Origin of the sequence: Streptomyces griseus (assembly GCF_900460065.1) — a bacterium.
Taxonomy (GTDB): Bacteria; Actinomycetota; Actinomycetes; order Streptomycetales; family Streptomycetaceae; genus Streptomyces; species Streptomyces griseus.
Genome location: NZ_UAVD01000039.1, coordinates 222,696 through 246,617, shown reverse-complemented (window position 1 = coordinate 246,617; position 23,922 = coordinate 222,696). Strand labels below are relative to the sequence as shown.

General features: G+C 73.5%; 18 protein-coding genes. 12 read left to right on the top strand and 6 right to left on the bottom strand.

Annotated elements, in window-relative coordinates; all coding sequences use genetic code 11:
- Positions 1–132 precede the first annotated feature (132 nt).
- Genes DTB53_RS29290 through DTB53_RS29275 form a run of 4 tightly spaced genes read left to right on the top strand, consistent with a single transcriptional unit; the run spans position 133 to position 5,561 of the window.
- Complete coding sequence (locus tag DTB53_RS29290) at positions 133–1,230, top strand: phytanoyl-CoA dioxygenase family protein (RefSeq protein ID WP_012381139.1); 1,098 nt, start codon at positions 133–135, stop codon at positions 1,228–1,230.
- Positions 1,212–2,534, top strand: a complete 1,323-nt coding sequence (locus tag DTB53_RS29285) for a DUF6271 family protein (protein WP_042497278.1) — start codon at positions 1,212–1,214, stop codon at positions 2,532–2,534. The genes DTB53_RS29290 and DTB53_RS29285 overlap by 19 nt, the downstream gene beginning before the upstream one ends.
- On the top strand, positions 2,531–4,285 hold the full coding sequence (locus DTB53_RS29280) for a condensation domain-containing protein (RefSeq protein ID WP_012381137.1): 1,755 nt from the start codon (positions 2,531–2,533) through the stop codon (positions 4,283–4,285). Before DTB53_RS29285 ends, DTB53_RS29280 begins: the two co-directional genes overlap by 4 nt.
- A complete protein-coding gene (locus DTB53_RS29275; protein ID WP_012381136.1) occupies positions 4,275–5,561 on the top strand; it encodes an MFS transporter in 1,287 nt (428 codons plus the stop codon). The genes DTB53_RS29280 and DTB53_RS29275 overlap by 11 nt, the downstream gene beginning before the upstream one ends.
- Before the next feature lie 35 nt (positions 5,562–5,596).
- Here DTB53_RS29275 and DTB53_RS29270 read toward each other — a convergent pair whose 3' ends face one another.
- Positions 5,597–5,830 carry a ferredoxin gene (locus tag DTB53_RS29270; RefSeq protein ID WP_003969446.1) on the bottom strand — a complete coding sequence of 78 codons (234 nt, stop codon included), beginning with the start codon at positions 5,828–5,830 and terminating at the stop codon, positions 5,597–5,599.
- Positions 5,830–7,290, bottom strand: a complete 1,461-nt coding sequence (locus DTB53_RS29265; protein ID WP_012381134.1) for an aldehyde dehydrogenase — start codon at positions 7,288–7,290, stop codon at positions 5,830–5,832. The genes DTB53_RS29270 and DTB53_RS29265 overlap by 1 nt, the downstream gene beginning before the upstream one ends.
- A gap of 211 nt (positions 7,291–7,501) precedes the next feature.
- Between DTB53_RS29265 and DTB53_RS29260 the strand changes: the two genes are divergently transcribed.
- From DTB53_RS29260 to DTB53_RS29235, 6 genes are all read left to right on the top strand, one after another.
- Complete coding sequence (locus DTB53_RS29260; RefSeq protein WP_042497274.1) at positions 7,502–8,548, top strand: Strvi_7410 family MBL fold metallo-hydrolase; 1,047 nt, start codon at positions 7,502–7,504, stop codon at positions 8,546–8,548.
- Positions 8,549–8,827: 279 nt separating this feature from the next.
- Complete coding sequence (locus DTB53_RS29255; protein ID WP_003969443.1) at positions 8,828–10,081, top strand: SCO2321 family membrane protein; 1,254 nt, start codon at positions 8,828–8,830, stop codon at positions 10,079–10,081.
- Positions 10,078–10,824 (top strand): SCO2322 family protein, encoded by a 747-nt coding sequence (locus DTB53_RS37615; protein WP_012381132.1) that lies wholly within the window; start codon positions 10,078–10,080, stop codon positions 10,822–10,824. The genes DTB53_RS29255 and DTB53_RS37615 overlap by 4 nt, the downstream gene beginning before the upstream one ends.
- Positions 10,821–11,996 (top strand): energy-coupling factor transporter transmembrane component T, encoded by a 1,176-nt coding sequence (locus DTB53_RS29245; protein WP_012381131.1) that lies wholly within the window; start codon positions 10,821–10,823, stop codon positions 11,994–11,996. The genes DTB53_RS37615 and DTB53_RS29245 overlap by 4 nt, the downstream gene beginning before the upstream one ends.
- A complete protein-coding gene (locus tag DTB53_RS29240; RefSeq protein ID WP_012381130.1) occupies positions 11,993–13,732 on the top strand; it encodes an ABC transporter ATP-binding protein in 1,740 nt (579 codons plus the stop codon). Before DTB53_RS29245 ends, DTB53_RS29240 begins: the two co-directional genes overlap by 4 nt.
- Entirely contained in the window at positions 13,729–14,580 is an 852-nt protein-coding gene (locus DTB53_RS29235) for an ECF transporter S component (protein ID WP_003969439.1), read from the top strand. The genes DTB53_RS29240 and DTB53_RS29235 overlap by 4 nt, the downstream gene beginning before the upstream one ends.
- Before the next feature lie 63 nt (positions 14,581–14,643).
- Here the strand turns inward: DTB53_RS29235 and DTB53_RS29230 are convergent, their stop codons facing one another.
- Positions 14,644–15,822 carry a steroid 3-ketoacyl-CoA thiolase gene (locus tag DTB53_RS29230; protein ID WP_012381129.1) on the bottom strand — a complete coding sequence of 393 codons (1,179 nt, stop codon included), beginning with the start codon at positions 15,820–15,822 and terminating at the stop codon, positions 14,644–14,646.
- Between the two features lie 334 nt (positions 15,823–16,156).
- On the opposite strand from DTB53_RS29230, the gene DTB53_RS29225 reads away from it, so the two are divergent.
- A complete protein-coding gene (locus tag DTB53_RS29225) occupies positions 16,157–17,407 on the top strand; it encodes a cytochrome P450 (protein WP_003969437.1) in 1,251 nt (416 codons plus the stop codon).
- 148 nt (positions 17,408–17,555) lie between these two features.
- Here DTB53_RS29225 and DTB53_RS29220 read toward each other — a convergent pair whose 3' ends face one another.
- The gene (locus tag DTB53_RS29220; protein ID WP_012381128.1) at positions 17,556–19,655 is read right to left on the bottom strand and encodes a bifunctional glycosyltransferase 87/phosphatase PAP2 family protein; all 2,100 of its coding nucleotides are present in this window, start codon (positions 19,653–19,655) and stop codon (positions 17,556–17,558) included.
- A gap of 147 nt (positions 19,656–19,802) precedes the next feature.
- Complete coding sequence (locus tag DTB53_RS29215) at positions 19,803–20,957, bottom strand: serpin family protein (RefSeq protein WP_012381127.1); 1,155 nt, start codon at positions 20,955–20,957, stop codon at positions 19,803–19,805.
- 80 nt (positions 20,958–21,037) lie between these two features.
- Between DTB53_RS29215 and DTB53_RS29210 the strand changes: the two genes are divergently transcribed.
- Positions 21,038–21,526, top strand: a complete 489-nt coding sequence (locus tag DTB53_RS29210; RefSeq protein WP_042498782.1) for a GNAT family N-acetyltransferase — start codon at positions 21,038–21,040, stop codon at positions 21,524–21,526.
- Positions 21,527–21,584: 58 nt separating this feature from the next.
- On the opposite strand, the gene DTB53_RS29205 is transcribed toward DTB53_RS29210, so the two are convergent.
- Entirely contained in the window at positions 21,585–23,768 is a 2,184-nt protein-coding gene (locus DTB53_RS29205) for an MDR family MFS transporter (RefSeq protein ID WP_012381125.1), read from the bottom strand.
- Between the last annotated feature and the right edge of the window lie 154 nt (positions 23,769–23,922).

Below are 23,922 nucleotides of genomic sequence, written 5' to 3'. Positions count from 1 at the left end.
CGGTCTGGACCAATCCTGCTGACCGACGTGGTCACGGCTCCTCCCGCCACGGCACTGCCATCCGCCCCGCCGTCCGCGGCGACCCCGCTCCCCCGGGGTCGCCGCACGGCCGGCGAAGGAGAAGGACCTGCCATGAACCCCATGACGACACCCGCCCCTCGCCGTCGGCCCCGCCTGCACCGCGCGGCGTCGGACATCCCGTACTTCAGCGCGGACGGCGAGGCCTACCTCGCACAGACCGCCCTGCGGGAGCTCGACAAGTCGCGTCCGCTGCGGGTGCTCTCCGAGGAGGACTTCGCCCACTGGCAGACGTACGGCTACGTCATCGTCCGGGAAGCGGTACCGGCCCCCGTCGCACGCCGACTGCTCGACTTCACCTGGGAGTTCCAGGGCCTGGACCCGGACCGGCCGGAGAGCTGGTACGAGGACCGGCCACTGCGCTCCGAGCTGGACCAGCAGCTGCACATCTACGGCTTCGTGGAGGCGTACCACCACCAACTCCTTTGGGACAACCGGCAGTCGCAGCGGGTGTACGACGCCTTCGTCGACGTATGGGACTGCGAGGAGCTGTGGGTCACCCTGGACCGGCTCAACCTCAACCCGCCCAACCGGGGCAACCGCGACCGGGCCCTGATCGAGCCGACGGACCGGGGCTTCGACATCGAGCTCCACTGGGACATCGACACGACGCTCGCCGTCCCGCCGCAGCGGGTGCAGGGCATCATCGCGCTCAACGACACCCGGCCGGAGACCGGCGGCTTCCAGTGCTGCCCGGAGCTGTTCCGGCGGTTCGACACCTGGAAGACCGGGCAGCCCGGCGACCGGGACCCGCTGCGCCCCGACATCGACCGGGACGAACTGCCCGTCGTACGGCCGGATCTGCGCCCCGGCGACCTGCTCATCTGGAACGGGCTGCTGGCCCACGGCGTGGCGCGCAACCTCTCCGAGAGCGGGGTGCGGGCCGTGCAGTACCTGTCGATGATGCCCGCGCTGGAGGAGCACGAGCGGCTGCGCACGTCCCGGGTGGAGTCCTGGCGCCATCTGCGCACCCCGCGCTGGAACCGCACCCTGGTCGGTGACCCGGTGCTGCCCGAGTCGAAGCGCTACCCGACGGCCGAGCTGAACCCGCTGGGCAGCCGGCTGCTGGGGCTCGCCTCGTGGCAGGACCCGGTGGAGGAGACGGCCCCCGCCGCGCAGAGCGGGGAGCCCTCGTGCGCCGCGTCTGTCTGACCCTGCCCACCCACCGGGCCTGCGCCGACACCATCGCGGCGGTCGGCGAGGAAGCGGCGTACGGGGCGGAGCGGTTCGGCGTCGAGGTGCACTTCCTGATCCTGGACTCCTCCCCCGCGCCGGTGCTCGCCGAACACCGCAGGGCGGTGGCCGCGCTGCCCGCGTCCCCCGGGGTGACCGTCCACCACCTCGACGAGACCGGGCAGCGGGACTTCCTGCGCACGGTGATCGACCGGTCCGGCGGAGCCCCGACGGACCGGCTGCTGGAGCTGATGCTGCCGTCCCGCGTCTCCTACGGCGCCTGCACCAACCGGGCGTTCCTCGTCGCCCAGGCCCTCGGCTGCACGTCCGTCCACCGGCGGGACTCCGACAGCCGCTACCAGCGGTTCGCCGGCGCACCGGTCTTCCCGATCCACCAGGAGCTCGCCTGGCTGGGCCGACCCGCGAACGACGTGCGCGAGTCGGCGACCCGGAGCAAACTGCCGCCGGGGTCCGGGAGCCGACGGGTGACGCTGGTCGGCGGCTCCTTCACCGGGGAGATGTCGGTGGACGTCGCGGAGATCCGCGACCTCGACCCGGACACGTACCGCGAACTGATCGGCCTGTCGATCCCCGAGGGATACCCGGAGATCTGGCGCGGGCACCTGATCGACGAGTCCTTCCGGGGCGCCGGGGACTCCGCCTTCGACGGCGACCGCACCACGCTCGCCCCCGTCAGCCCGATGCGGGTGGACATGTGCAACATCGCCCTCGACCACGAGGTCTACCGCCGCGTCCCGCTGCCGCCCGCCACCGACACCATCGGCAGCGACTACGTCCTGATCCACCTCCTTCACGACGCCAGGATGCCCGGCGTCCAGCACAACCGGCACATCGTCAACTTCCATACGGCGGAACGGCGTACGGACGAGGGATTCCTCGCGTACCAGCTGCGCTTCGTGAAGTTCCTGCTGTCCAAGGCGTACCTCAACGCCGTGTACGCGCGGACGGCGGCGGCGGGTGACGCGCTGCTCGACGCCGAGGGCCACCTCCGGGCCTGTGAGATCGCCGGGTTCGTCCGGGACAGCACCGCCCTCGACCGGGCGTTCTGCGCCCACCGCCTCGATGTCCTGGACGACGCCTACCGGCGGCTCGGCGACCGCTACAAGACGGTCGCCGACGTCCTCGTCGAACGCCGCACCCGACTCCTGGACGAGGCCCGCGACGACATGGCCGACTTCGCGCTCCTGATGGACCACTGGGAGGCGTTGACCCGTGCGAGCGCGGACGTGGGCCCCCGGGTCGCCGGGGCCGTGAACCGATGAACTCCGCAGCCGGCGAGGACCCCATGGAACCGCACCCCCCGCGCACCGTCACCGTCTCCTACGCGGGCGGTGACGAACGCCGGGGCCCGCTCACCATGGGCCAGGCCAACATGATCCGCTGCATCCTGCGGGACGACCCCGAGCACATCAACAACCACGACGTGTGGACGGTCCCCCCGGGCGCCGACGAGGACGACGTCGTCGATGCCCTGCGCACCCTGGCCGAGCGCCACGAAGGGCTGCGCACCACGTTCCCGCACGCCCCCGGGGCCGCGCCCGTCGAGCAGGTGGTGGCGGCCGAGGGCGCGTTCACGGTGACGGTGCTGGACCACGCGGAGTTCCCCGAGGAGCCCGCGCGGTCGGCCGAGTCGGCGGCCCGGGCGGCCCGCGCCGGCCGCTTCGCCCTGGACCGGGAGTTCCCTCTGCGGATCTCCCTGCTCACGCTGCGGGGCGTCCCGGTCCACATCGCCCTGGCGTCCAGTCACGCGGTGACGGACGGCAGCGCGCTGGCCGTCCTGCGGGAGGAGTTCCACGCCCTGCTGGCCGGAGGGGAACTCCCCGCCCCGGCCGCCCTCGCCCCGCTCGACCTGGCCGCCGAGGAGGCCTCCCCCACCGGGAAGCGGAAGTCGGAGGCCTCGCTGCGGTACTGGGAGCGGATCATCCGCACCGAGCCGCAGGAGATGTTCGCCGAGCCGCGCGCGGCGGGCGCGGACGGCCGGGCCCGGCAGCTCACGCTCCGCTCCGCGCGGGGCGCGCGAGCGCTCGCGGGAGCGGCCGGGCGCACCGGGAACCCGGAGGCCACCGTGCTGCTCGCGGCCTGGTGCGCGCTGGTGGCCCACCGGGCGGGCCAGGACTCCTGCGTCACCGCCGTGCCGACCTCCAACCGGTTCCACGCCCGGAGCGCCCGGTCGGTCACCACCCTGTCCCAGGACGCGCTGCTCTGCCTGGACACGCGGGTCCCGTCCTTCGACACCCTGGTCCGCAGGACGTGGGGCGCGGCCCTCAACGCGTACAAGCACAGCCAGTTCGACTCCGTGCGCCTGTGGGAGATGATCGGCCGGGTCACCGGGGAGCGCGGCAGCCACTTCGCGCGGGACGTCGTCTTCAACGACGTCAGCGTGCTGCCCGCCACCTTCCTCTCCACCGCGCACCGGGAGCACGAGGAGGCCGAACCGGAGCTGGCCTGGGGCCCGTTCCAGGCGCTGCCGACGCGCATGCTGGCGTTCACGTACGAGACGAGTCCCCGGCTCCACATCTCGCTGTGGGCCGACCCCGCCCTGTTCACCCCCGACGAGGCGGAGGGCTTCCTGAGCGGCCTGGTGCTGCTGCTGGAGGCCGCCGCCGAACGGGACGTACCGCTGGACTCGCTCACCGGGGTGACGGGGGTCCGGCCCGCCGTGCGCGGCCCCGACTGGGCACGGGAGGACGGCTGCTGGGTGTCCACGACGGCCGTGCGGGACGCGCTGTCCGCGGCGGTGGGCGGTCTGCCGGTGCATGTCGAGGCGGACCGCGAGTCGGGCCTCACGGCGTACGTGGCGCGGGGCGGCGGCACGTCCTTGACCCCGGCGGACGCCCACCGGGCCCTGATGGCGAAGGTCCCCGCCCACGGCGGTACCGGCGTCATCGCCCCCCGCCGCTACGTGCTCGTCGAGAGCCCGCCGGCCGAACCGGCCCGGAGCGACGCCTGGCGTCGGCTGCCGATCATCGAGGAAGGAACCGGCAGAGGCCGGCAGGTACGACATGAGCGTTGACGACACGACCCTCCCGCGGAAGCAGCACGAGGAACCGCTGCCGAGCCCCTGGCGGTCGAACCGGTTCCGGCTGTTCTTCACGGCCCGCAGCGCGTCGCTGCTGGCCGACGGCATGCTGATGGTCTCCCTCACCACGGCCGTGCTGGGAGCGGGCCACGGGGCGAGCGGCGTCGGCTACGCGCTGGCCGCGTGGATGACGCCGATCGTCCTGCTGGTGCTGTTCGGCGGGGTGCTGGCGGACCGGTTCACGCCGCAGCTGATGATGATCTGCGCCGACCTGGTGCGCATGCTCGCCATGATCACGCTGGGCGCGCTGCTGTTCTCCTCCGACCGCGTCCCGCTGTGGCAGATCATGGCGCTGATGGCGCTCAGCGGCGCCGCGACCGCGATGTTCCAGCCCGGTATGGCGAGCATGGTCCCCCGGGTCGCGGAGGATATCCAGAAGGCCAACGCGCTGCTGCGGATCTCCGAGGCCCTGAGCACGCTGCTCGGCCCCGGCCTGGCGGGCGTCCTCGTCGCGTACTGGCAGGTGTCGGGCTCGTACCTGGTCATCGCGGCGGCGTACGCACTCAGCGCCCTGGTCCTGCTGCCCCTGCGGAAGCTGCACACCGAGCGCGACGAGGGCGACGCCCCGATGTGGCGCAGGCTCGCGACGGGCTGGCAGGAGTTCCGGTCCCGCCAGTGGCTCTGGGGCGTCATCGCGGTCTGGTCCGTGTACGGCCTGTTCGTGTTCGGCCCCGCGCTGCCGCTGGGCGCGGCGCTGATGATCGAGCAGCACGGGGCGAGCGGCTACGGCTGGATCGCCTCGGCGGACGGTGCGGGCACGATCATCGGCGGCCTGATCGGCATGCGGGTCCGCCCGAGGCGCCCGTTGGTCGCCGGTGCGCTCGCCATGCTCTGCTTCGCGCTCAACCCGCTCGCACCGGCGCTGGAATGGTCCTTCGCGGCCACGGCGATCGCCCACGTGATCGCGGGTTACGGCTTCGCGTTCTGGGGCGTGATGTGGGCGACCAGCGTCCAGTCGCACATCCCGCTCACCGTCCTGAGCCGCGTCTCCGCGTACGACGTCGCGGGCTCCATCATGGTCATCCCGCTCGGCCGCGCCCTGGCGGGCCCGGCGGCGGACGCGTTCGGCGCCAACGAGGTGCTGGTCTTCTCGTCGGTGATGTCGTTCGTCCTGCTGGCCGCGATGCTCAGCGTCCCGGCGATCCGGTCACTGCGAAGGGCGCCGGCGGTCCCGCTTCACACGAAGCCGGAGGGCGAACCGGCGGTCTGACCCCGTAGCGTGGGCGCGACCGCCGGGGAGCCCCCTCACTCCTCCGGCGGAAAGACCACCTCCCCCGACCCCGCCAGCGTCAGCGTGATCGCCTCCACCGGGCAGCCCTCCGCCGCCGCGAGGACGTGCTCGCCCGCGTCGCAGTCCTCGTCCGTCGGGCGGGACTGGCGGGCGGAGTCCAGGTGGAAGGCGTCCCCCGCGTGGTTGACGCACATGCCGGAGCCGATGCAGACCGAGCGGTCGACCTCCACGTGCCAGCGGTCGCCCATCACGCCTCCCGGTAGCCGGCGGGCAGGTGGATCATCTTGTGCTCGAAGAACTCGCCGTAGCCCTCGGGGCCGAACTCACGGCCCAGGCCGGAGTTCTTGTAGCCGCCGAAGGGGCCGAGCATGTCGAGGCTGAACGTGTTCACGCTGTAGGTGCCGGTGCGGACCCGGCGGGCCACGTCGATGCCGCGTTCCGTGTCCGCCGTCCAGACGCTGCCGCTGAGGCCGTACGGGGAGTCGTCGGCGATGCGGACGGCCTCGTCCTCGTCCTCGTACGGGATCAGGCAGATCACCGGGCCGAAGATCTCCTCGCGGGCGATGCGCATGGAGTTGTCGACGGAGCCGAAGAGGGTCGGCTCGACGTACCAGCCGCGTTCCCGGGCGGCCGGGCGGTTGCCGCCCGTGAGGATCTTGGCGCCCTCCTCCTGGCCCAACCGGATGTAGTCCAGCGAGCGTTGCTGCTGGCGCCGGGCCACCAGGGGGCCCAGTTCGGTCGTCGGGTCGAGGGGGTCGCCCACGCGCAGGGCTCCGGCCGCCGCCGCGAAGGCCTCCGCCATCTCGTCGTAGCGGGAGTTCGGGGCCAGGATGCGCGTCTGGGCCACGCACGCCTGGCCGTTGATCATCCAGGCGAAGGGGACGATGCCCGCGACCGCCGCTTCCAGGTCGGCGTCGGGGAGGATGACCGCGGCGGACTTGCCGCCCAACTCCAGGGTGACGCGGGTGAGGTTGCGGGAGGCCACCTCCATGACGCGGCGGCCGGCGGCGACCGAGCCGGTGAAGGAGACCTTGTCCACGTCCGGGTGGCCCACCAGGTACTCGCTGACCTCGCGGTCGGCCGGGAGGATGGAGAGGACTCCGGGCGGCAGCCCCGCCTCCTCGGCCAACTCCGCCAGGAGATAGGCGTCCAGGGGGGTTTCCGGGGAGACCTTCAGGACCGCCGTGCAGCCCGCCAGGAGGGCAGGGGCCAGTTTCGCGGCGGCCGTGAACTGCGGGACGTTCCACGGGACGACCGCGGCGACCACCCCGACCGGCTCGCGGCGGACCAGCAGGGGGCCGAGGACGCCGTCGCGCCGCTCCTCGTACGGGAAGTCGCGCGCCACCGTGATCGCCGAGTCCCAGACCATCATCGCGGCCAGCGCCTGCACCATGACGCTCGCGCTGTACGGGGTGCCGTTCTGGGCGCTGATCAGGCGCGCGAACTCCTCGTGGCGTACGGCGAAGGCGTCCTTGATCCGGGTGATCACCGCGATCCGCTCGTCCAGGCCCATCCTCGGCCAGGGCCCCTCGTCGAAGGCGCGGCGGGCGGCGGCGACCGCCCGGTCCACATCGCCCTCGGAGGCGTGCGGCACCCGGCCGATGACCTCTTCGGTGTGCGGGGAGATCACCTCGATGACCTCGGTGCCGAGCGGGTCGGTGAACTCCCCGCCGATGAACAGTTGTCCGTGTTCCACAAGCTCGGTCATGGCTGTCGCCTCCCGCGGCCCGGCCCCACCAACTGACTAGTCGTCAGAACTGATACCAGTTCCTGTTCCAGTAGTCCACGGCGCGGGCGGCCCTTGGGGTGAGGATTCGGTAGACCCGGGCTACCACTGGAACAAGTTCTCGTTACAGTGGACGGAGTGCGACACCGTGCGGCGCGCCCGCACGCCCGGACCAGGCAGAGATGGGACCCCCATGACGCAGGTGACGCAGGTGACCGACCACGGCGGAGGCGTCCACAGCATCAAGGTGCCCATCCCGGACAACCCCCTCGGGCACACCCTGGTCCACCTCGTCGACACCGACCGGGGGCCCGTCCTCATCGACACCGGCTGGGACGACCCCGCCTCCTGGGACACCCTGACCGCCGGGCTGACCGCACTCGGCACCGCCGTCGCCGACATCCACGGCGTCGTCATCACCCACCACCACCCCGACCACCACGGCCTCTCCGGCCAGGTCCGCGAGGCGTCCGGGGCCTGGATCGCGATGCACGAGGCCGACACCGCCGTCGTCCGGCGCACCCGGGAGTCCGAGCCCGGCACCTGGCTCGACTACCTCACCCGCAAGCTCGCCGCCGTCGGAGCGCCGGAGGACCACCTCGCCCCGTTGCGCGCCGCCCGCGCCGGCGGGCGGATGCGGACCCTGCCGGGGCTGCGCGCCGCCCTGCCCGACCGGGAGATCGTCCCCGGCGAGCTGCTCGATCTCGCCGGGCGACGGCTGCGGGCCGTCTGGACCCCGGGGCACACCCCCGGCCACGTCTGCCTCCATCTGGAGGAGCGGCATCCGGCGGACCTGCCGGGGCACGGGCGGCTGTTCTCCGGGGACCATCTGCTGCCGGGGATCAGCCCGCACATCGGGCTGTACGAGGACCCCGACGACATGACGGTCACCGATCCGCTCGGCGACTACCTCGCCTCGCTGGAGCGGATCGGCCGGCTCGGGGTCGCCGAGGTGCTGCCCGCCCACCAGTACGCGTTCACCGACGCGGGCGGGCGGGTGCGGGAGCTGCTGGACCACCACGAGGAGCGGCTGACCGGTCTCCTCGCCCTGCTCGCCACGCCGCTCACCCCGTGGCAGCTCGCGGAGCGGATGGAGTGGAACAGGCCCTGGGAGCAGATCCCGCACGGCTCGCGGTCCATCGCCGTCTCCGAGGCCGAGTCCCATCTGCGGCGGCTCGTGAAGCTCGGCCGCGCGGAGGCGGTGCCGGGCGGACCCCCGGTGGCGTACATCGCCGCCTGAACGATCGCCGTGGCGCACGCCCCCCGGGCGCCCGGCTACGGACCGGTAGAGTGGGCAGGTCGTCATCATGCCCGTACAGGGGGAAGCCGGTGCGAATCCGGCGCAGCGCCCCAGCCGTGACCCGTCCGCCCGACGGCAGCCGGACCGCCCGCCGCGGAGCGTGACCGGCTCGGGCCACCGGAACCCCGGTGGCCGGCACCGTCGAGGCATACGGGGCCGGAGCCCGGGGCCCTCGTGCGCCCGCGGAGTCCGGCCCTCGCAGGAGAGGCCCAGCCAGCCATGACCGTACGCCGCAGCGCAGCCGCGCTCGCGACCACCGCCGTGCTCCTGGGCGCGGCCGCGCCCGTAGCGGTCGCCGCGCCGAGCCCCTCCCCGTCGGCGGAGCTGCCGGCCGGGCTCTACGGCACCACGGACCCCACGTACGACGGGGTGTGGCGGCAGTCGCTGGCCTTCCTCGCGCAGAAGATCGAGTACGTCACGCCGTCGACGCAGTCGGTGGACTGGCTGGCGGGCCAGCAGTGCGACAGCGGGGCGTTCACCTCCTACCGGGCCGACACCTCCCGGCCCTGCGACGCGTCCACGGTGATGGACACCAACGCCACGGCCATCGCCGTGCAGGCACTCGTCGAGATCAACCAGCGCCGCGACGAGGCCAACAACGGGGCCGACTGGCTGAAGTCCGTACAGAACGAGGACGGCGGCTGGGGCTACAACCCGGGCAGTCCGTCCGACGCGAACTCCACGTCGATCGTCGTCGGCGCGCTCGCCCGGACCGGCGTCCCGATCAACGAGGTCACCACGGCCGACGGCAACACCCCGTACACCGCGCTCCAGTCCCTGGCGATCCCCTGCGGGGAGAAGGACGGCGGCGCGTTCGCCTACCAGCCGGGCAAGAAGGGGGAGCTGGCCGCCAACCTGGACGCCACCGCGGCCTCGGTGCTCGGCCTGATGGGCAAGGGCATCGCGTCCGGCACGTCCAACGCGGTCAAGGACCCCGCCTGCACGAAGGGCGACGGCCTCAGCCCGGAGCAGACCGCGCAGAACGGCTCCTTCTTCCTCGCGGACACCCTGAAGAAGTCGCCGTACCTGGAGCAGGCCCCGATGCCGGGCGCCGAGGACACCGAGCCGCAGCCCGACTACGGCAACACCGCGGACGCGGTCGTCGCGCTCGCCGCCTCCGGGCACACGGACAAGGCCGAGGCCTCCGTCGCCTGGCTCCAGAAGAACGCCACCGACTGGGCGAAGCGGAGCGGCCCGGCCGCCACCGCCCAGCTGATCCTCGCGGCGCACGCCACCGGCGCGGACGCCCGCAGCTTCGGCGGCGTCAACCTCGTCAAGCAGCTCAACACGATGGGCCCCGCCCCGGCCGCCACCGCCCTCCCCTCGCCCACACCGACCGGCCCGCAGCCCTCCAGCGGCACCGACAGCGACGACAGCGGGCTGAGCCTGGGGTGGCTGATCGGCATCGGTCTGGTCGCCGGGGCGGGCATCGGCTTCCTGCTGAGCATGCGCCGGAAGAAGCAGCAGCCGTGAACCGTACGCGGCGCGCACCGGTGCCGAGCCCTGTCCTCGCGCGGTCACGGAGTCCGCTCGTCGCCCTGCTGGCCGCCCTGGTCGCCGCATCGGCCGTCCTGCTCGGCGCGGGCAGCGCGGAGGCCGCCGGCTACCGCTACTGGTCCTTCTGGGAGGGCAACGGCAAGAACTGGGAGTACGCGACCCAGGGGCCGTCGCTGCTGCGCCCGGACGACGGCACGGTCCAGGGCTTCCGGTTCGCCGTGAGCGAGGACTCGGGCGATGCCGCGCAGCCGCGCCGCGCCCCCGGTTTCGGGGCGATCTGCGCGGACACCCCGGCGAAGGACGGGCGCAAGCGGGTGGCGCTGGTGATCGACCCGGGCACGTCGGCGGACGCCCCCGACGGGGAGAAGCCGCCCGCCCCGCGCACGGCGTGCGCGCAGGTCGCACCGGACGCCAGCAGCGCCGAGGCGCTCGCCGCGGTGGCGAAACCGCTGCGGTACGACAGCAGCGCCATGCTCTGCGCGATCTCGGGCTACCCGGAGTCGGGCTGCGGCGAGCAGGTGTCCGGCGAGGACGGCAGCGCGAAGCCGTCCTCGTCCCCGGAGCCGTCCGGGTCCGCGCGGCCGGGCGACGCCTCGGGGGCGGCCCGGGACGACGGGGACGGCAGCGGCGGCGGTCCGTCCGCCGGGCTCCTCGTCGGCATCGGCGCCGTCCTGCTGCTGGGCGCCGCCGCCGTGGTCCAGGCCCGCCGCCGCCGGTGACCGCCGCCCCCGCCCCGGCGTCGGCCCGGCCGCTGCGCCGTGCCCTGCGCGCCCCCGCGGCGGACCGCGGCAACGCGCTGCCCGCCGGGGCGTGGTGGCTGTGGGCGCTGGGGCTCGCCACCGCCGCGTCCCGGACGACGAACCCCCTGGTGCTCGGGCTGCTGGTCGGGGTGGCGGGGTATGTGGTGGCGGCGCGGCGGACGGACGCGCCGTGGGCCCGTTCGTACGGCGCGTTCGTCAAGCTCGGGCTGTTCGTGGTGGCGCTGCGGCTGGTCTTCTCCGTCTTCCTCGGTTCGTCGATCCCCGGCTCCCACACGGTGTTCGTCCTGCCCGAACTGCCGCTGCCCGACTGGGCGCAGGGTGTGCGGATCGGCGGCCGGGTCACCGCCGAGCAGCTCGTCTTCTCCCTCTACGACGGGATGAAGCTGGCCACCCTGCTGATCTGCGTCGGCGCGGCGAACGCGCTGGCCAATCCGGCACGGCTGCTGAAGTCGCTGCCGGGCGCGCTGTACGAGGCGGGGGTCGCCGTCGTGGTCGCGATGACGTTCGCGCCGAACATGGTGGCCGACGTGGTCCGGCTGCGCACCGCGCGCCGGCTGCGGGGACGGCCGACCGGCGGCGTGCGGGCGGTGGCGCAGATCGGGCTGCCGGTGCTGGAGGGCGCGCTGGAGCGGTCGGTGGCGGTGGCCGCGTCGATGGACGCGCGGGGGTACGGGCGCACCGCCCGGGTACCGGCGGCCGTCCGGCACACGACGAACGTCCTCACCCTGGGCGGGCTGCTCGGGGTGTGCGCCGGCACGTACGGATTGCTGGCCGCGCAGGGGGCGGTGTACGGGCTGCCGTTGCTGCTGGCCGGTCTGGTCGCCGCGATGGCCGGGCTGCGGCTCGGCGGGCGGCGCTCGGTGCGCACCCGCTACCGGCCGGACCGGTGGGGTGTACGGGCCTGGCTGGTGGCCGGCTCGGGTGCGGCGGTCGCGGCGGCGATGATCCGGGCGGGGGCGGTGGATCCGGCGGCGATGCGCCCCGGTGTCGTGCCGCTGACCGCGCCGGTGCTGCCGCTGTGGCCCGCGGCGGCGGTGCTGATCGGGCTGCTGCCCGCGCTGGTCGCCCCCCTCCCGCCGTCGGACCGGGCGGCCGACAGACCAGTGCGACGCGGCAAGGAGCAGGCGTGATCAGGTTCGAGCGGGTCTCCGTGCGGTACGAGGGCACGGAGCGCCCCACGCTGTCCGGGGTCGACCTCACGGTCCCCGAGGGTGAGCTCGTGCTGCTCGTCGGCCCCTCCGGTGTCGGCAAGTCGACTTTGCTGGGTACGGTCTCGGGGCTCGTCCCGCACTTCACGGGCGGGCTGCTGTCGGGCCGGGTCACCGTGGGCGGCCGGGACACCCGTACGCACAAGCCGCGTGAACTGGCCGATCTCGTCGGGACCGTGGGCCAGGATCCGCTGGCGCACTTCGTCACGGACACCGTCGAGGACGAGCTCGCGTACGGCATGGAGTCGCTGGGGCTCGCCCCGGACGTGATGCGCCGCCGGGTCGAGGAGACGCTCGATCTGCTGGGCCTGGCCGAGCTGCGCGACCGGCCGATCGCGACCCTGTCGGGCGGCCAGCGGCAGCGGGTGGCGATCGGTTCGGTGCTCACCCCCCACCCGAAGGTGCTGGTGCTGGACGAGCCGACCTCGGCGCTGGACCCGGCGGCGGCCGAGGAGGTCCTCGCGGTGCTCCAGCGGCTGGTGCACGACCTGGGCACGACCGTGCTGATGGCCGAGCACCGGCTGGAGCGGGTGGTGCAGTACGCGGACCAGGTCGTCCTGCTGCCCGCCCCGGGCGCGCCCCCGGTGATGGGGCCGCCCGCCGAGGTCATGAGGGTGTCGCCGGTCCGGCCGCCGGTGGCCGAGCTGGGCCTGCTGGCGGGCTGGGACCCGCTGCCCCTGTCGGTACGGGACGCCCGGCGCGGGGCGGGCGGGTTGCGGGAGCGGCTGGCGGACGCGTCGCCGCCGGAGGCCGCGTCGGTCCCGGAGCCGGCCGCGCCCCCGGAGGCGTCGGCGATGCCCGGTGCGCCCGCTCCGGTTGTCGCCGCGCGGCCACGGACCGGCCGGTTCGCCCGACTCCTGGGCCGCGGGGCCGTCGCCCGGGCCGCCCCGGTCGCCGATCCCGTCACCCGCGTCGACGGGCTCGGGGTGCGGCGCGGCCGGGTCGAGGCGCTGCGGCGGGTGACGCTCACCGTGGCCCCGGGCGAGACGGTGGCCCTGATGGGCCGCAACGGGGCCGGCAAGTCCACGCTGCTCGGGGCCCTCGTCGGCATGATCGAGCCCACCGCGGGCTCCGTGCGCGTCGGCGGTCTGGCCCCGGCCCGGACGGACCCGCGCGCGATGGTGCGCCGGGTCGGCCTCGTACCGCAGGAGCCGCGCGATCTGCTGTACGCGGACACGGTGGCCGCCGAGTGCGCCGCCGCCGACCGGGACGCGGGCGCGGCGGAGGGCACCTGCCGGGCGCTGGTGTCGGAGCTGCTCCCGGGGGTCGGGGACGACACCCACCCCCGGGACCTGTCCGAGGGGCAGCGGCTCGCGCTCGCCCTGGCGCTGGTGCTGACGGGCCGCCCGCCGCTGTTGCTGCTGGACGAGCCGACGCGGGGTCTGGACTACGCGGCGAAGGCCCGCCTGGTCGGCGTACTGCGCGGGCTGGCGGCCGAGGGGCACGCGATCGTGCTGGCGACGCACGACGTGGAGCTGGCGGCGGAACTGGCGCACCGGGTGGTGATCCTCGCCGACGGGGAGGTCGTCGCGGACGGCCCGACCGGGCGGGTGGTGGTCTCCTCCCCCGCGTTCGCCCCGCAGACGGCGAAGATCCTCGCCCCGCAGGAGTGGCTGACCGTGTCCCAGGTACGCGGGGCGCTGGAGGCGGGAGCGTGAAGGCGGTGGACGACGTCACCGAACGGGCTCCCCGGCCCGTGCGGCTCGGGCCGAAGTCCGTGGCCGTGCTGCTGCTGACCGGGGCCGTCGGCGTGGTCGCCTTCGGGTGGCCGCTGCTGGCGGACACCGGGTCCGGGCTCGCGCACGCGCGGGACGCGCCCTGGCTGTTCGCGGCGCTGCTGCCGCTGCTCGTCGGGGTGGTGGTGGCGACGATCTCCGAGTCCGGGATGGACGCGAAGGCCGTCGCGATGCTCGGGGTGCTGGCGGCGGTCGGGGCGGCGCTGCGCCCGCTCGGGGCGGGCACGGCCGGCCTGGAGCCGATGTTCTTCCTGATGGTGCTGAGCGGCCGGGTGCTGGGGCCCGGCTTCGGCTTCGTGCTGGGCTCGGTGACCATGTTCGCCTCGGCGCTGCTGACGGGCGGGGTCGGGCCGTGGATGCCGTTCCAGATGCTGTCGATGGGCTGGTTCACCATGGGCGCGGGTCTGCTGCCGGGGCCCGACCGGCTGCGCGGGCGGGCCGAGTTGGCGATGCTGGCGGTGTACGGGTGCGTGGCGGCGTTCGCGTACGGCGCGGTGATGAACCTCCAGGGCTGGCCCCTCATCGCCGGTCTCGGTTCGGGGATCTCGTTCGACGGGAACGACCCGCTGAACGAGAACCTGGTGCGGTTCGTCGCCTACTACCTGACGACCTCGCTGGGCTGGGACCTGGGGCGGGCGGTGCTGACGGTGGTGCTGACCCTGACGCTCGGCCCGACGCTGCTGAAGGCGCTGCGCCGGGCCACGCGCCGCGCCGCGTTCGACGCGCGGGCGGCGTTCGGGGAGCCGGAGGCGGCCGACCGGCCCTCCTAGGCCCTGTCGTCGAACTGCCGTCGTCGCCCGCGGGGCAGGCGGCTGTGTGACGACAGGACCTGCTCACAGCCGCTGGATGATCGTGCCCGTCGCCAGGGCCCCTCCCGCGCACATCGTGATGAGCGCGAACTCCTTGTCCCGGCGTTCCAGCTCGTGCAGGGCCGTGGTGATCAGCCGGGCGCCCGTGGCTCCGACCGGGTGGCCCAGGGCGATCGCGCCGCCGTTGACGTTGACCTTCTCCAGGCCGTCGAGGTCCGCCTCGAACTCCTGCGCCCAGCTCAGCACCACCGACGCGAACGCCTCGTTGATCTCGACGAGGTCGATGTCGCGCAGGCTCATGCCCGCCTTGCCGAGCACCGCCCGGGTCGCGTCGATCGGTCCGTCCAGGTGGAAGTGCGGGTCGGAACCGACGAGGGCCTGGGCCACGATCCGGGCCCGGGGCTTGAGCTTCAGGGCCCGCGCCATGCGCTTGGAGGACCACATGATCGCGCAGGCCCCGTCCGATATCTGCGAGGAGTTCCCGGCGGTGTGGATCGCGCTCGGCATGACGGCCTTCAGCCCGGCGAGCGCCTCCATCGAGGTGTCGCGCAGCCCCTCGTCCCGGTCGACGAGCCGCCACATGCCCTGGCCGGCCGCCTGCTCCTCCTCGGTGGTCGGGACCTGGACGGCGTACGTCTCGCGTTTGAAGCGCTCCTCCGCCCAGGCGGCGGCCGCCCGCTGCTGGGAGAGCAGGCCGAGCGCGTCGACCCGCTCGCGGGTCAGACCGCGCTTGCGGGCGATGCGCTCGGCCGCCTCGAACTGGTTGGGCAGGTCGACGTTCCACTCGTCGGGCCAGGGCTTTCCGGGGCCGTGCTTGGAGCCGCTGCCGAGCGGCACCCGGGACATCGCCTCGACGCCGCAGCTGATGCCCACGTCGATGACTCCGGCGGCCACCATGTTGGCGACCATGTGGGAGGCCTGCTGCGAGGAGCCGCACTGGCAGTCGACGGTGGTGGCGGCGGTCTCGTAGGGCAGTCCCACGGTCAGCCAGGCGTTGCGGGCCGGGTTCATGGACTGCTCACCGGCGTGGGTGACGGTGCCGCCGACGATCTGTTCGACGCAGTCGGCCTGGATGCCGGTGCGGCCGAGAAGTTCACGGTAGGTCTCGCCCAGCAGATAGGCGGGGTGCAGATTGGCGAGTGCGCCTCCGCGCCTGCCGATGGGGGTGCGTACGGCTTCGACGATGACGGGTTCCGCGGCCATGAGCTCGTCCTCTCCTCGCGCTTCCGCAGGGGGCGTCCCGGCGCCCGACGGAAGGAACTAGTACGCGTTCTAGTTCTGCTAGCAGTCTCGTGACGGCGACCCGGCTGCGCAAGGGGCGTGCACGCACCGCGCGTGCGCCCCCTCCGGCGTTCCCCGGGCCGTTCCGGGCCCGGCGTCGGGGCCGCTCCGGCCCCGGAGGCGGTGGATCCGGCCACGCCTCTTGCCACTTGTAGAACTCGTTACTACCTTGCGGGCTACTTCTGATGGAGCGTCAGACAGTCGCGGCCGTGACCGTCGGACGGTTCGCCGACAGTTCCGGAGTGGAGAGGTGCCCATGCGCTGCCCCCATCTGCCCGACGGGTTCGACTTCACCGATCCCGACCTCCTCCAGTCCCGCGTGCCGCACCCGGAGTTCGCGCTGATGCGGGAGACCGCGCCGGTCTGGTGGTGCACCCAGCCCCGCAACATCTCCGGGTTCGGCGACGAGGGCTACTGGGCCGTCACCCGTCACGCGGACGTCAAGTACGTCTCCACGCACCCCGAGCTGTTCTCCTCGAACACCAACACCGCCGTCATCCGCTTCAACGAGACGATCAGCCGCGACCAGATCGACGTCCAGAAGCTGATCATGCTGAACATGGATCCGCCGGAGCACACCCGGGTCCGCCAGATCGTCCAGCGCGGTTTCACCCCGCGCGCGGTGCGCTCCCTGGAGGCGGCCCTGCGCTCCCGGGCCCGCTCCATCGTCGGGACCGCCCAGGCGTCCGCCGACGCCCACGGCTCCTTCGACTTCGTGACCGACATCGCGGTGGAGCTCCCGCTCCAGGCCATCGCCGAGCTCATCGGCGTACCGCAGGAGGACCGTTCGAAGATCTTCGACTGGTCCAACAAGATGGCCGCGTACGACGATCCGGAGTACGCGATCACCGAGGAGGTCGGCGCCGAGGCGGCGATGGAGATCGTGGCGTACTCGATGAACCTGGCGGCGGCCCGCAAGGAGTGCCCGGCCCAGGACATCGTGAGCCAGTTGGTCGCGGCGGAGGGCGAGGGCAACCTGTCCTCCGACGAGTTCGGGTTCTTCGTGATCCTGCTCGCGGTGGCCGGGAACGAGACGACCCGCAACGCGATCAGCCACGGCATGCACGCCTTCCTCACCCACCCCGAGCAGTGGGAGCTCTACAAGCGGGAGCGCCCGAAGACCACGGCCGAGGAGATCGTGCGCTGGGCGACCCCGGTCGTCTCCTTCCAGCGCACCGCCACCCAGGACGTGGAGCTGGGCGGTCAGCGGATCCGGAAGGGCGAGCGGGTGGGGCTGTTCTACTCCTCCGCCAACAACGACCCCGAGGTCTTCGACGCTCCGGAGGCGTTCGACATCACCCGCGACCCCAACCCGCACCTCGGGTTCGGCGGCGGCGGCCCGCACTTCTGTCTGGGCAAGTCGCTGGCCGTGATGGAGATCGACCTGATCTTCAACGCCATCGCCGACGTGCTGCCGGACCTGCGGCTCCTGGAGGACCCGCGGCGGCTGCGCTCGGCCTGGCTCAACGGGATCAAGGAGCTCCGGGTGACCACGGCCGCCGCCTGACACCGGCCGCCCGCCGCGCCCGTCCGGGTGGCGGGGCGGACGCGGCGGGCGGGCCATGGCGGGACGCGGCGATCCCTGCCGAAGGGCCCCCGGGGCGACGTTCACCGTCCCGGGGGCCCTTGGGCAGCTCCCGCGCGCCCGGACGCGCCTACGTGCCGCTCGCGGCCGCTTTCCCGGCCGGTACGGGCTCCGACCGGCCGGCCGCGGGTTCCACCGGCGGGGGCCCGGCGGGCTCCGCCGGCGCTTCCCGCTCCTCGTCGACCAGCCTCCGCGGCCCCGACAGCAGATACGTCAGCCCGAAGCCCATCGCCACGACGAGTGCGCCGCCGGCCGCGTCGAGCACCCAGTGGTTGGCGGTGGCCACGATCGCGGCGATCGTGAAGATCGGGTGCAGCAGGCCGAGCGCCTTCATCCAGAGCCTCGGGGCCAGCATCACGATCACCACACCGCACCACAGCGACCAGCCGAAGTGCAGCGACGGCATCGCCGCGTACTGGTTGGTGACGGTGGTCAGGGTCCCGTAGTCGGGCTTCGCGAAGTCCTGCACCCCGTGGACGGTGTCGATGAAGCCGAGGCCGGGCATGAGCCGGGGCGGGGCCAGCGGGTAGAGCCAGAAGCCGACGAGCGCGAGCAGGGTCGCGAAGCCGATGGACGAGCGGACCCAGCGGTAGTCGGCGGGGCGGCGCGCGTACAGCACGCCGAGGATCGTCAGCGGGACGATGAAGTGGAACGTGGAGTAGTAGTAGTCGAAGAACTCACGCAGCCAGGTGATCTGCACGACCGTGTGGTTGACCCAGTGCTCGATGTCGATGTGCAGCCACTGCTCGATGGCGTGGATCTGCCGGCCGTGCTCCTCGGCTAGCGGGCGGCCCGCCCTGGCGGCGAGACGGACCTGGGCGTAGGCGTCGTAGACGACCCGGATGAGCAGGAGTTCCAGCAGCAGGTTGGGGCGGGTGAGGACCCGGCGCCAGAACGGCAGGAGCGGCACGCGTCTCCAGCGCGCCGCGACCGGCTTGGCGTAGTCGGTGGGGACCGGGTGCTGCCAGTACGGCGAGGTGCGCGGCACGAACGGGGCGAGGCAGGCAGCGCCGAGCGCCACGAGGAGCAGCACGTTGTCGCGGACCGGGAACAGCGCCTCGATGTTCGGCAGCAGCATCGTGCCCGGCAGGGTGACGACCAGCAGCACCACGGACGGCCAGACCAGCCGGTCGGAGGCCCGCTTGCCGACCCTGCCGACGACCGCGAGGAGCACCCAGAGCAGTTGGTGCTGCCAGGCGGCCGGCGAGACGGCGACCGCGACACAGCCGGTCACGGCCACCGCGAGGAGGAGTTGCCCGTCCTGCGCGTACCGCACCGCGCGCCGCATGCCGACGACCACGACGGCGGCGGAGACCACCAGGAACAGGGCGATCTCCACGGGGCCTTCGAGGCCGAGCCTGAGCAGCGCCCCGTGCAGGGACTGGTTGGCGAGGCTGTCCGGCCGCTCCCCCAGTCCGGCGCCCGCGAAGTGGTGCACCCAGTACGTCAACGAGTCCTTCGGGGCCGCCGCCCAGGCCGCGGCCGTGGCGAGGGCGAAGGTCACGCCCGCGCTCAGCGACGCCTGCCGTCTGCCGGTCAGCCAGAGCAGGGCGGCGAAGACCAGCAGCACCGGCTGGAAGGCGGCGGCGAGACCGACGAGGACGCCCGCCACCCGGTGCTCCCGGACGACGCAGCAGGCCAGGAGCACCAGCAGGACGGGCAGGACGCTGGTCTGGCCCAGGTGCAGGGCGTTGCGGACCGGCAGCGACAGCAGGAGCAGCCCGATCGCGACGGGGGCCGCGAACAGGGCCGCCCGGCGGCTCACCGGTGAGGGCAGGGCCCGGGCCGCGACGAGGCCCAGGGCGACGACGAGCAGCAGGGACCCGACCGTCCACGCGACGCCCAGGGCCTCCTGGGCGCCCTGGGACGAAGCGGTGAGGGGTTTCAGGACCAGCCCGGCGAAGGGCGTGCCGGTGAACCGTCCGCCGTCGTACAGCGAGCCCGTCACGCGCAGGACGCCGTTCTCCCCGATCCAGGTCTCCAGATCGAGGAGTCGTTCCCCCGGTGGCCGCCGGAGCACCACCGCCACCTGCCGTACCGCCAGCACGGCCACGACCAGCCAGAGCAGGGCCCGGATCAGTCCGGTCCTCCCTCCCGCGTCCGTCGCCGCGTCACCGCGCACACTGTGATCCGCATTCACCACGCTGCGCCGACCCTCCCACCGTTCCATGCATCGCCCCTTCGAGTGGGGCCATGCCGGATGAAGCCTCGCATTGCCCTACGAGGTAGACACAATCAACCCCCTCTTTGCCTGACTGTCATCCTGCTTCGGTCGGAAGAAGTCGTTCGTGGGGATGGCGGGGGCCGCCGGCGGGGCTCAGCCGTTCGGGTCGGTGGGGGCCGCGGCCTGCCAGGCGGCGAACAGCGGGGTGTCCTCGGTCCCGGCCAGTACGACGACGCCGAAGGGGCGGTCGAAGGCGATGTGGTGCACCCGCCGCGGCCGGGGTGCGGCGCCCGCCGGGGCCATGGCGACCACCGTGACGGCCGCGGCCTCCACGCCCTCCTCGGCGATCTTCAGCACGGCCTCCTGGACCACGTCGGAGATGGCGAGGGCGCGCGGCGAGAGGCCGGAGAAGTCGGCGTCGTCGGAGGTCGCCAGGCGTACGCCGAGGGCGGGCAGGTGCTCGGTGACGGGCACCCGGGTGCGCAGGCCGAGGCGCGGCAGCGCGATGGTCACCCGGTCGGCGTCCAGGGGGGCGCCCGCGGCCCGGGGCGCCCAGCCCAGCGGCAGCACCCGGCCGGCCCCGGCCCCCGGCTCCCCCAGGACGAGGCGGACGCGGGCCCCGGTGCCGCCGCCCGGTTCCGTCGCGCAGCGCAGCTCGACGACGTGGGCCCCGCCGACCGTCCAGGCGTCGGCCGGCGGCACGTCCTTGCCCATGGTCGGCACCGTGCCGACCTTTCCCGCCGCGTCGGTGAACGGCAGGTCCTCGGTCCGCCAGGCCTCGAACGGCTTCTCCCAGCGGGCCTTCAGCGCCAGGACGTTGACCAGCGCGAGCAGGGTCTCGTCGGTGATCTCCAGCGGCAGCCGTTCGATCAGCCCTCCGGTGGCCTCGCGGACCCAGGCGTCGACGGCCGCCGGCTCCATCGGGTCGAAGCGGACGTCCGGCAGCGCCTCCTGGAACGCGGGAAAGACCGGCACCCGGCTCCAGACCCGGGTGGCCACGCCCAGCGCCCCGGTCCCGGCCAGCGCGCGGGACAGCGCCGTGACGGCCGGCGCGGCCTCCCGGTCCGCGGTGCCGAGGAGGGACCGCAGTTCGGCCGCGGTCGCGCGGCGCGCACCTGCGGCCACGGCGGCCAGGGCCAGCCAGAGTCCGGCGGGCGAGCACACGAAGCCGGTGCCCTTCCCCGTTCCGTCCGGGCCCTCGCCCGCCGCCAGGCCGTCCCGTATCCACCGCTCGGCGAGGCGCTGAACGGCTCCGGTGGTCCTCGTCGTGGTCGTGGAGCCGGTCGCGGTCGCGGACACGTCGGTCACTGCTGCCCCCTACAGGTCAAGCGCGTCGTCACAGGAAAATCGCGTCGTCGTTCGGTCGTGCGGCAGCAAGAATGCCGCACATGACCTGGACCGTGGCCGCCGAACGATTCGACTCCCCCGACGCGTACGCCCTGCGTCGTGACTACTACGACGAGGTCGCCGGCCGTTACTGGCGGCGGCCCGCGACCGCCGCGGAGGTCGACGACGGGCTCGACGGCGACGGGGCGGACCTCCTCGCACCGCCGACCGGGCGGTTCGTCGTCGGCCGGTACGGGAACGAGGCGGCGGGCTGCGCCGGGCTGCTGCTCACGGAGGCGGCCGGTCCGGGCACCGCGGAGCTGACGCGGGTGTACGTGCGCCCGGCGTTCCGGGGCACGGGCGGCGGCGGGCTGCTGCTGGCCGCGGTGGAGGAGGAGGCGAGGGCGTACGGCGTAACGCTGCTGCGCCTGGACACCCGTGGCGATCTGGTCGAGGCGCGCGGGCTGTACGCGAAGCACGGGTACCGGGAGGTACCGGCGTTCCACCGGCGCAATCAGTACGCGGAGCACTGGTTCGCCAAGGAGCTGTGACGCGGCGTCCGGCCCGCCGGCGGGGGCTCGGGCCCGGGCGCGGACGTCGCGCCGGGGCTCAGGCCGGCGGGCGGCGGCTGTCGTGATCGCCGCGGTCGTCGGGGCCCCGGCCGTGGGCCTCGCGGTCGTCGGATCGCCCCTCGTGGACCTCGTCCTCCTCGAAGCGGCGCTCCTGGGCCTCGCGCTCGTCCTGGCGCAGGTGGGCCTCGTGGTCGCGGGGAGGCGCCGGGGAGTGGGGGCGCTCCCTGGTCGAACCGCTGACCTCGGCGGTCAGTTCGCTGACGAGTCTGACCAGATCGGTGGGGCGTTCGGGCCCCCACCAGTCGCCGAGGAGTTCGGCGAGGGAGTCCTCGCGGGCCTGCGCGAGCCGGACGACGGCCTCGGCGCCGGTGTCGGTGAGGATCATCTGCGGGCCCTCCCGGCGGGCCAGCCCGCGTTCCTCGACCTGCCGGGCCGCGTCGGTGATCACGTGCAGGGGCACGGGCGCCGTCTCGGCCAGCCGGGCCGGCTCGACGGTGCCGTGGCGCTTGATCCGCAGGAGCAGCCAGCTGGCGGCGGGCAGCAGGTCGTACCCCGCCCGCGCGGTGATCTTCTCGTAGATCTCCCGGCGGCCCTCCCTGGTCGCGAGCACCGACAGGGCGCGGGCGCACTCGTCGTACGAGGAGCGCTCGACGGGGTTGGAGGCGAGCGTCTGACTGGAGTCGGGGGCGGTCACCGAGCCCCGGAGCCGGTCCTCACGGAGGAACCAGGCGAGGACGAAGGCCAGGAGGACCACCGGGACGGCGTACAGGAAGACGTCGGTGATGGAGGTGGAGTACGCGCCGAGGACGCCGGGCCGCAGGTCGGCGGGCAGCTGTCCGATGGCCCGGGGGTCGGCGGCCAGCCGTCCCGCGTCGACACCCGGCGGCAGCGGCTGCCCGGCGAGCGCGTCCGTGAGCTGCCCGGTCAGCCGGTTGGCGAAGATCGTGCCGAAGATCGCCACGCCGAACGCGGAGCCGATGGAGCGGAAGAACGTCACGCCGGAGGTGGCGACGCCGAGGTCCTCGTAGGAGACGGAGTTCTGGGCGACCAGGACGAGGACCTGCATCACCAGACCGAGACCGGAGCCGAAGACGAAGAAGAAGGCGCTCATCAGCCAGGTCGAGCTGTTCTCGTCGAGCTGGTGGAGCAGCAGCAGTCCGACGGCGGTGATCGCGGTGCCCAGGATCGGGAAGACCTTCCAGCGGCCGGTGCGGCTGACGATCTGGCCGGAGCCGGTCGAGGTGATCAGCAGACCGAACACCATCGGCAGCATGTGCACGCCGGACATCGTCGGGGTGATGTCGTGGACCACCTGGAGGAAGGTCGGCAGGTAGGTCATCGCGCCGAACATGGCGAAGCCGATGACGAAGCTGATCACGGCGACGAGGGCGAAGGTCCTGATCCGGAAGAGCTTCAGCGGCAGTACGGGTTCGACCGCGCGCCGCTCGACGGCGACGAAGGCGACGAGCAGCAGGACGGCGAGCACCGCGAGCCCGATGATCTGCGGGGAGCTCCAGGCCCAGGTCGTACCGCCGAGGGAGGCGACGAGCACCAGGGCGGTGGCGACGGCCGCGATGAGGAAGGTGCCGAGGTAGTCGATGGTGTGCTTCTCGCGGCGGACCGGGATGTGCAGGACGGCCGCGATGACGACCAGGGCGACGATGCCGATCGGCAGGTTGATGTAGAAGACCCAGCGCCAGCTGAGGTGTTCGGTGAAGAAGCCGCCGAGGAGGGGCCCGAGGACACTCGTCACGCCGAAGACCGCGCCGAAGAGGCCCTGGTACTTGCCGCGTTCGCGCGGGGTGACGAGGTCGCCGACGATCGCCATCGACAGCACCATGAGTCCGCCGCCGCCGAGTCCCTGGAGGGCCCGGAAGCCGATCAGCTGGGGCATGTTCTGGGCGACGCCGCAGAGCGCGGAGCCGATCAGGAAGATCACGATCGCGGTCTGGAACAGCCTCTTGCGGCCGTACTGGTCGCCGAGCTTGCCCCACAGCGGGGTCGCCGCGGTGGCCGCCAGCAGGTAGGCGGTCACCACCCAGGACAGGTGGTCGAGGCCGCCGAGCTCACTGACGATGGTCGGGAGCGCCGTGGAGACGATGGTCTGATCGAGTGCCGCGAGCAGCATGCCGAGGAGCAGCGCTCCGATCGCCACCAGGACGCTCCGGTGGGAATGTCCCTCACCGGGCACCGGGGGTGACGGGCTCAGCTGCTGGGCCATGGGCGTCTCCTCGATCCGCTGAATCCACTGATCCGCCGTGTTCGCTGATCCACTACACCCCCATCCTGGCCGTTTCGCCCCGTAATGGCCTGCCGGGGGCGGGCCGAGCCGCGGCGGGCCGTTGGGCTTCCCCGGAGCGGGCTGCATAATCGCA

Bases quoted from the DNA above. Each gene is read 5' to 3' on its own strand.
- DTB53_RS29290 (WP_012381139.1), top strand. From the start codon at position 133: ATGAACCCCATGACGACACCCGCCCCTCGCCGTCGGCCCCGCCTGCAC.
- DTB53_RS29280 (WP_012381137.1), top strand. From the start codon at position 2,531: ATGAACTCCGCAGCCGGCGAGGACCCCATGGAACCGCACCCCCCGCGC.
- DTB53_RS29275 (WP_012381136.1), top strand. From the start codon at position 4,275: ATGAGCGTTGACGACACGACCCTCCCGCGGAAGCAGCACGAGGAACCG.
- DTB53_RS29270 (WP_003969446.1), bottom strand. From the start codon at position 5,830: ATGGGCGACCGCTGGCACGTGGAGGTCGACCGCTCGGTCTGCATCGGC.
- DTB53_RS29265 (WP_012381134.1), bottom strand. From the start codon at position 7,290: ATGACCGAGCTTGTGGAACACGGACAACTGTTCATCGGCGGGGAGTTC.
- DTB53_RS29260 (WP_042497274.1), top strand. From the start codon at position 7,502: ATGACGCAGGTGACGCAGGTGACCGACCACGGCGGAGGCGTCCACAGC.
- DTB53_RS29255 (WP_003969443.1), top strand. From the start codon at position 8,828: ATGACCGTACGCCGCAGCGCAGCCGCGCTCGCGACCACCGCCGTGCTC.
- DTB53_RS29230 (WP_012381129.1), bottom strand. From the start codon at position 15,822: ATGGCCGCGGAACCCGTCATCGTCGAAGCCGTACGCACCCCCATCGGC.
- DTB53_RS29225 (WP_003969437.1), top strand. From the start codon at position 16,157: ATGCGCTGCCCCCATCTGCCCGACGGGTTCGACTTCACCGATCCCGAC.
- DTB53_RS29220 (WP_012381128.1), bottom strand. From the start codon at position 19,655: ATGGAACGGTGGGAGGGTCGGCGCAGCGTGGTGAATGCGGATCACAGT.
- DTB53_RS29210 (WP_042498782.1), top strand. From the start codon at position 21,038: ATGACCTGGACCGTGGCCGCCGAACGATTCGACTCCCCCGACGCGTAC.
- DTB53_RS29205 (WP_012381125.1), bottom strand. From the start codon at position 23,768: ATGGCCCAGCAGCTGAGCCCGTCACCCCCGGTGCCCGGTGAGGGACAT.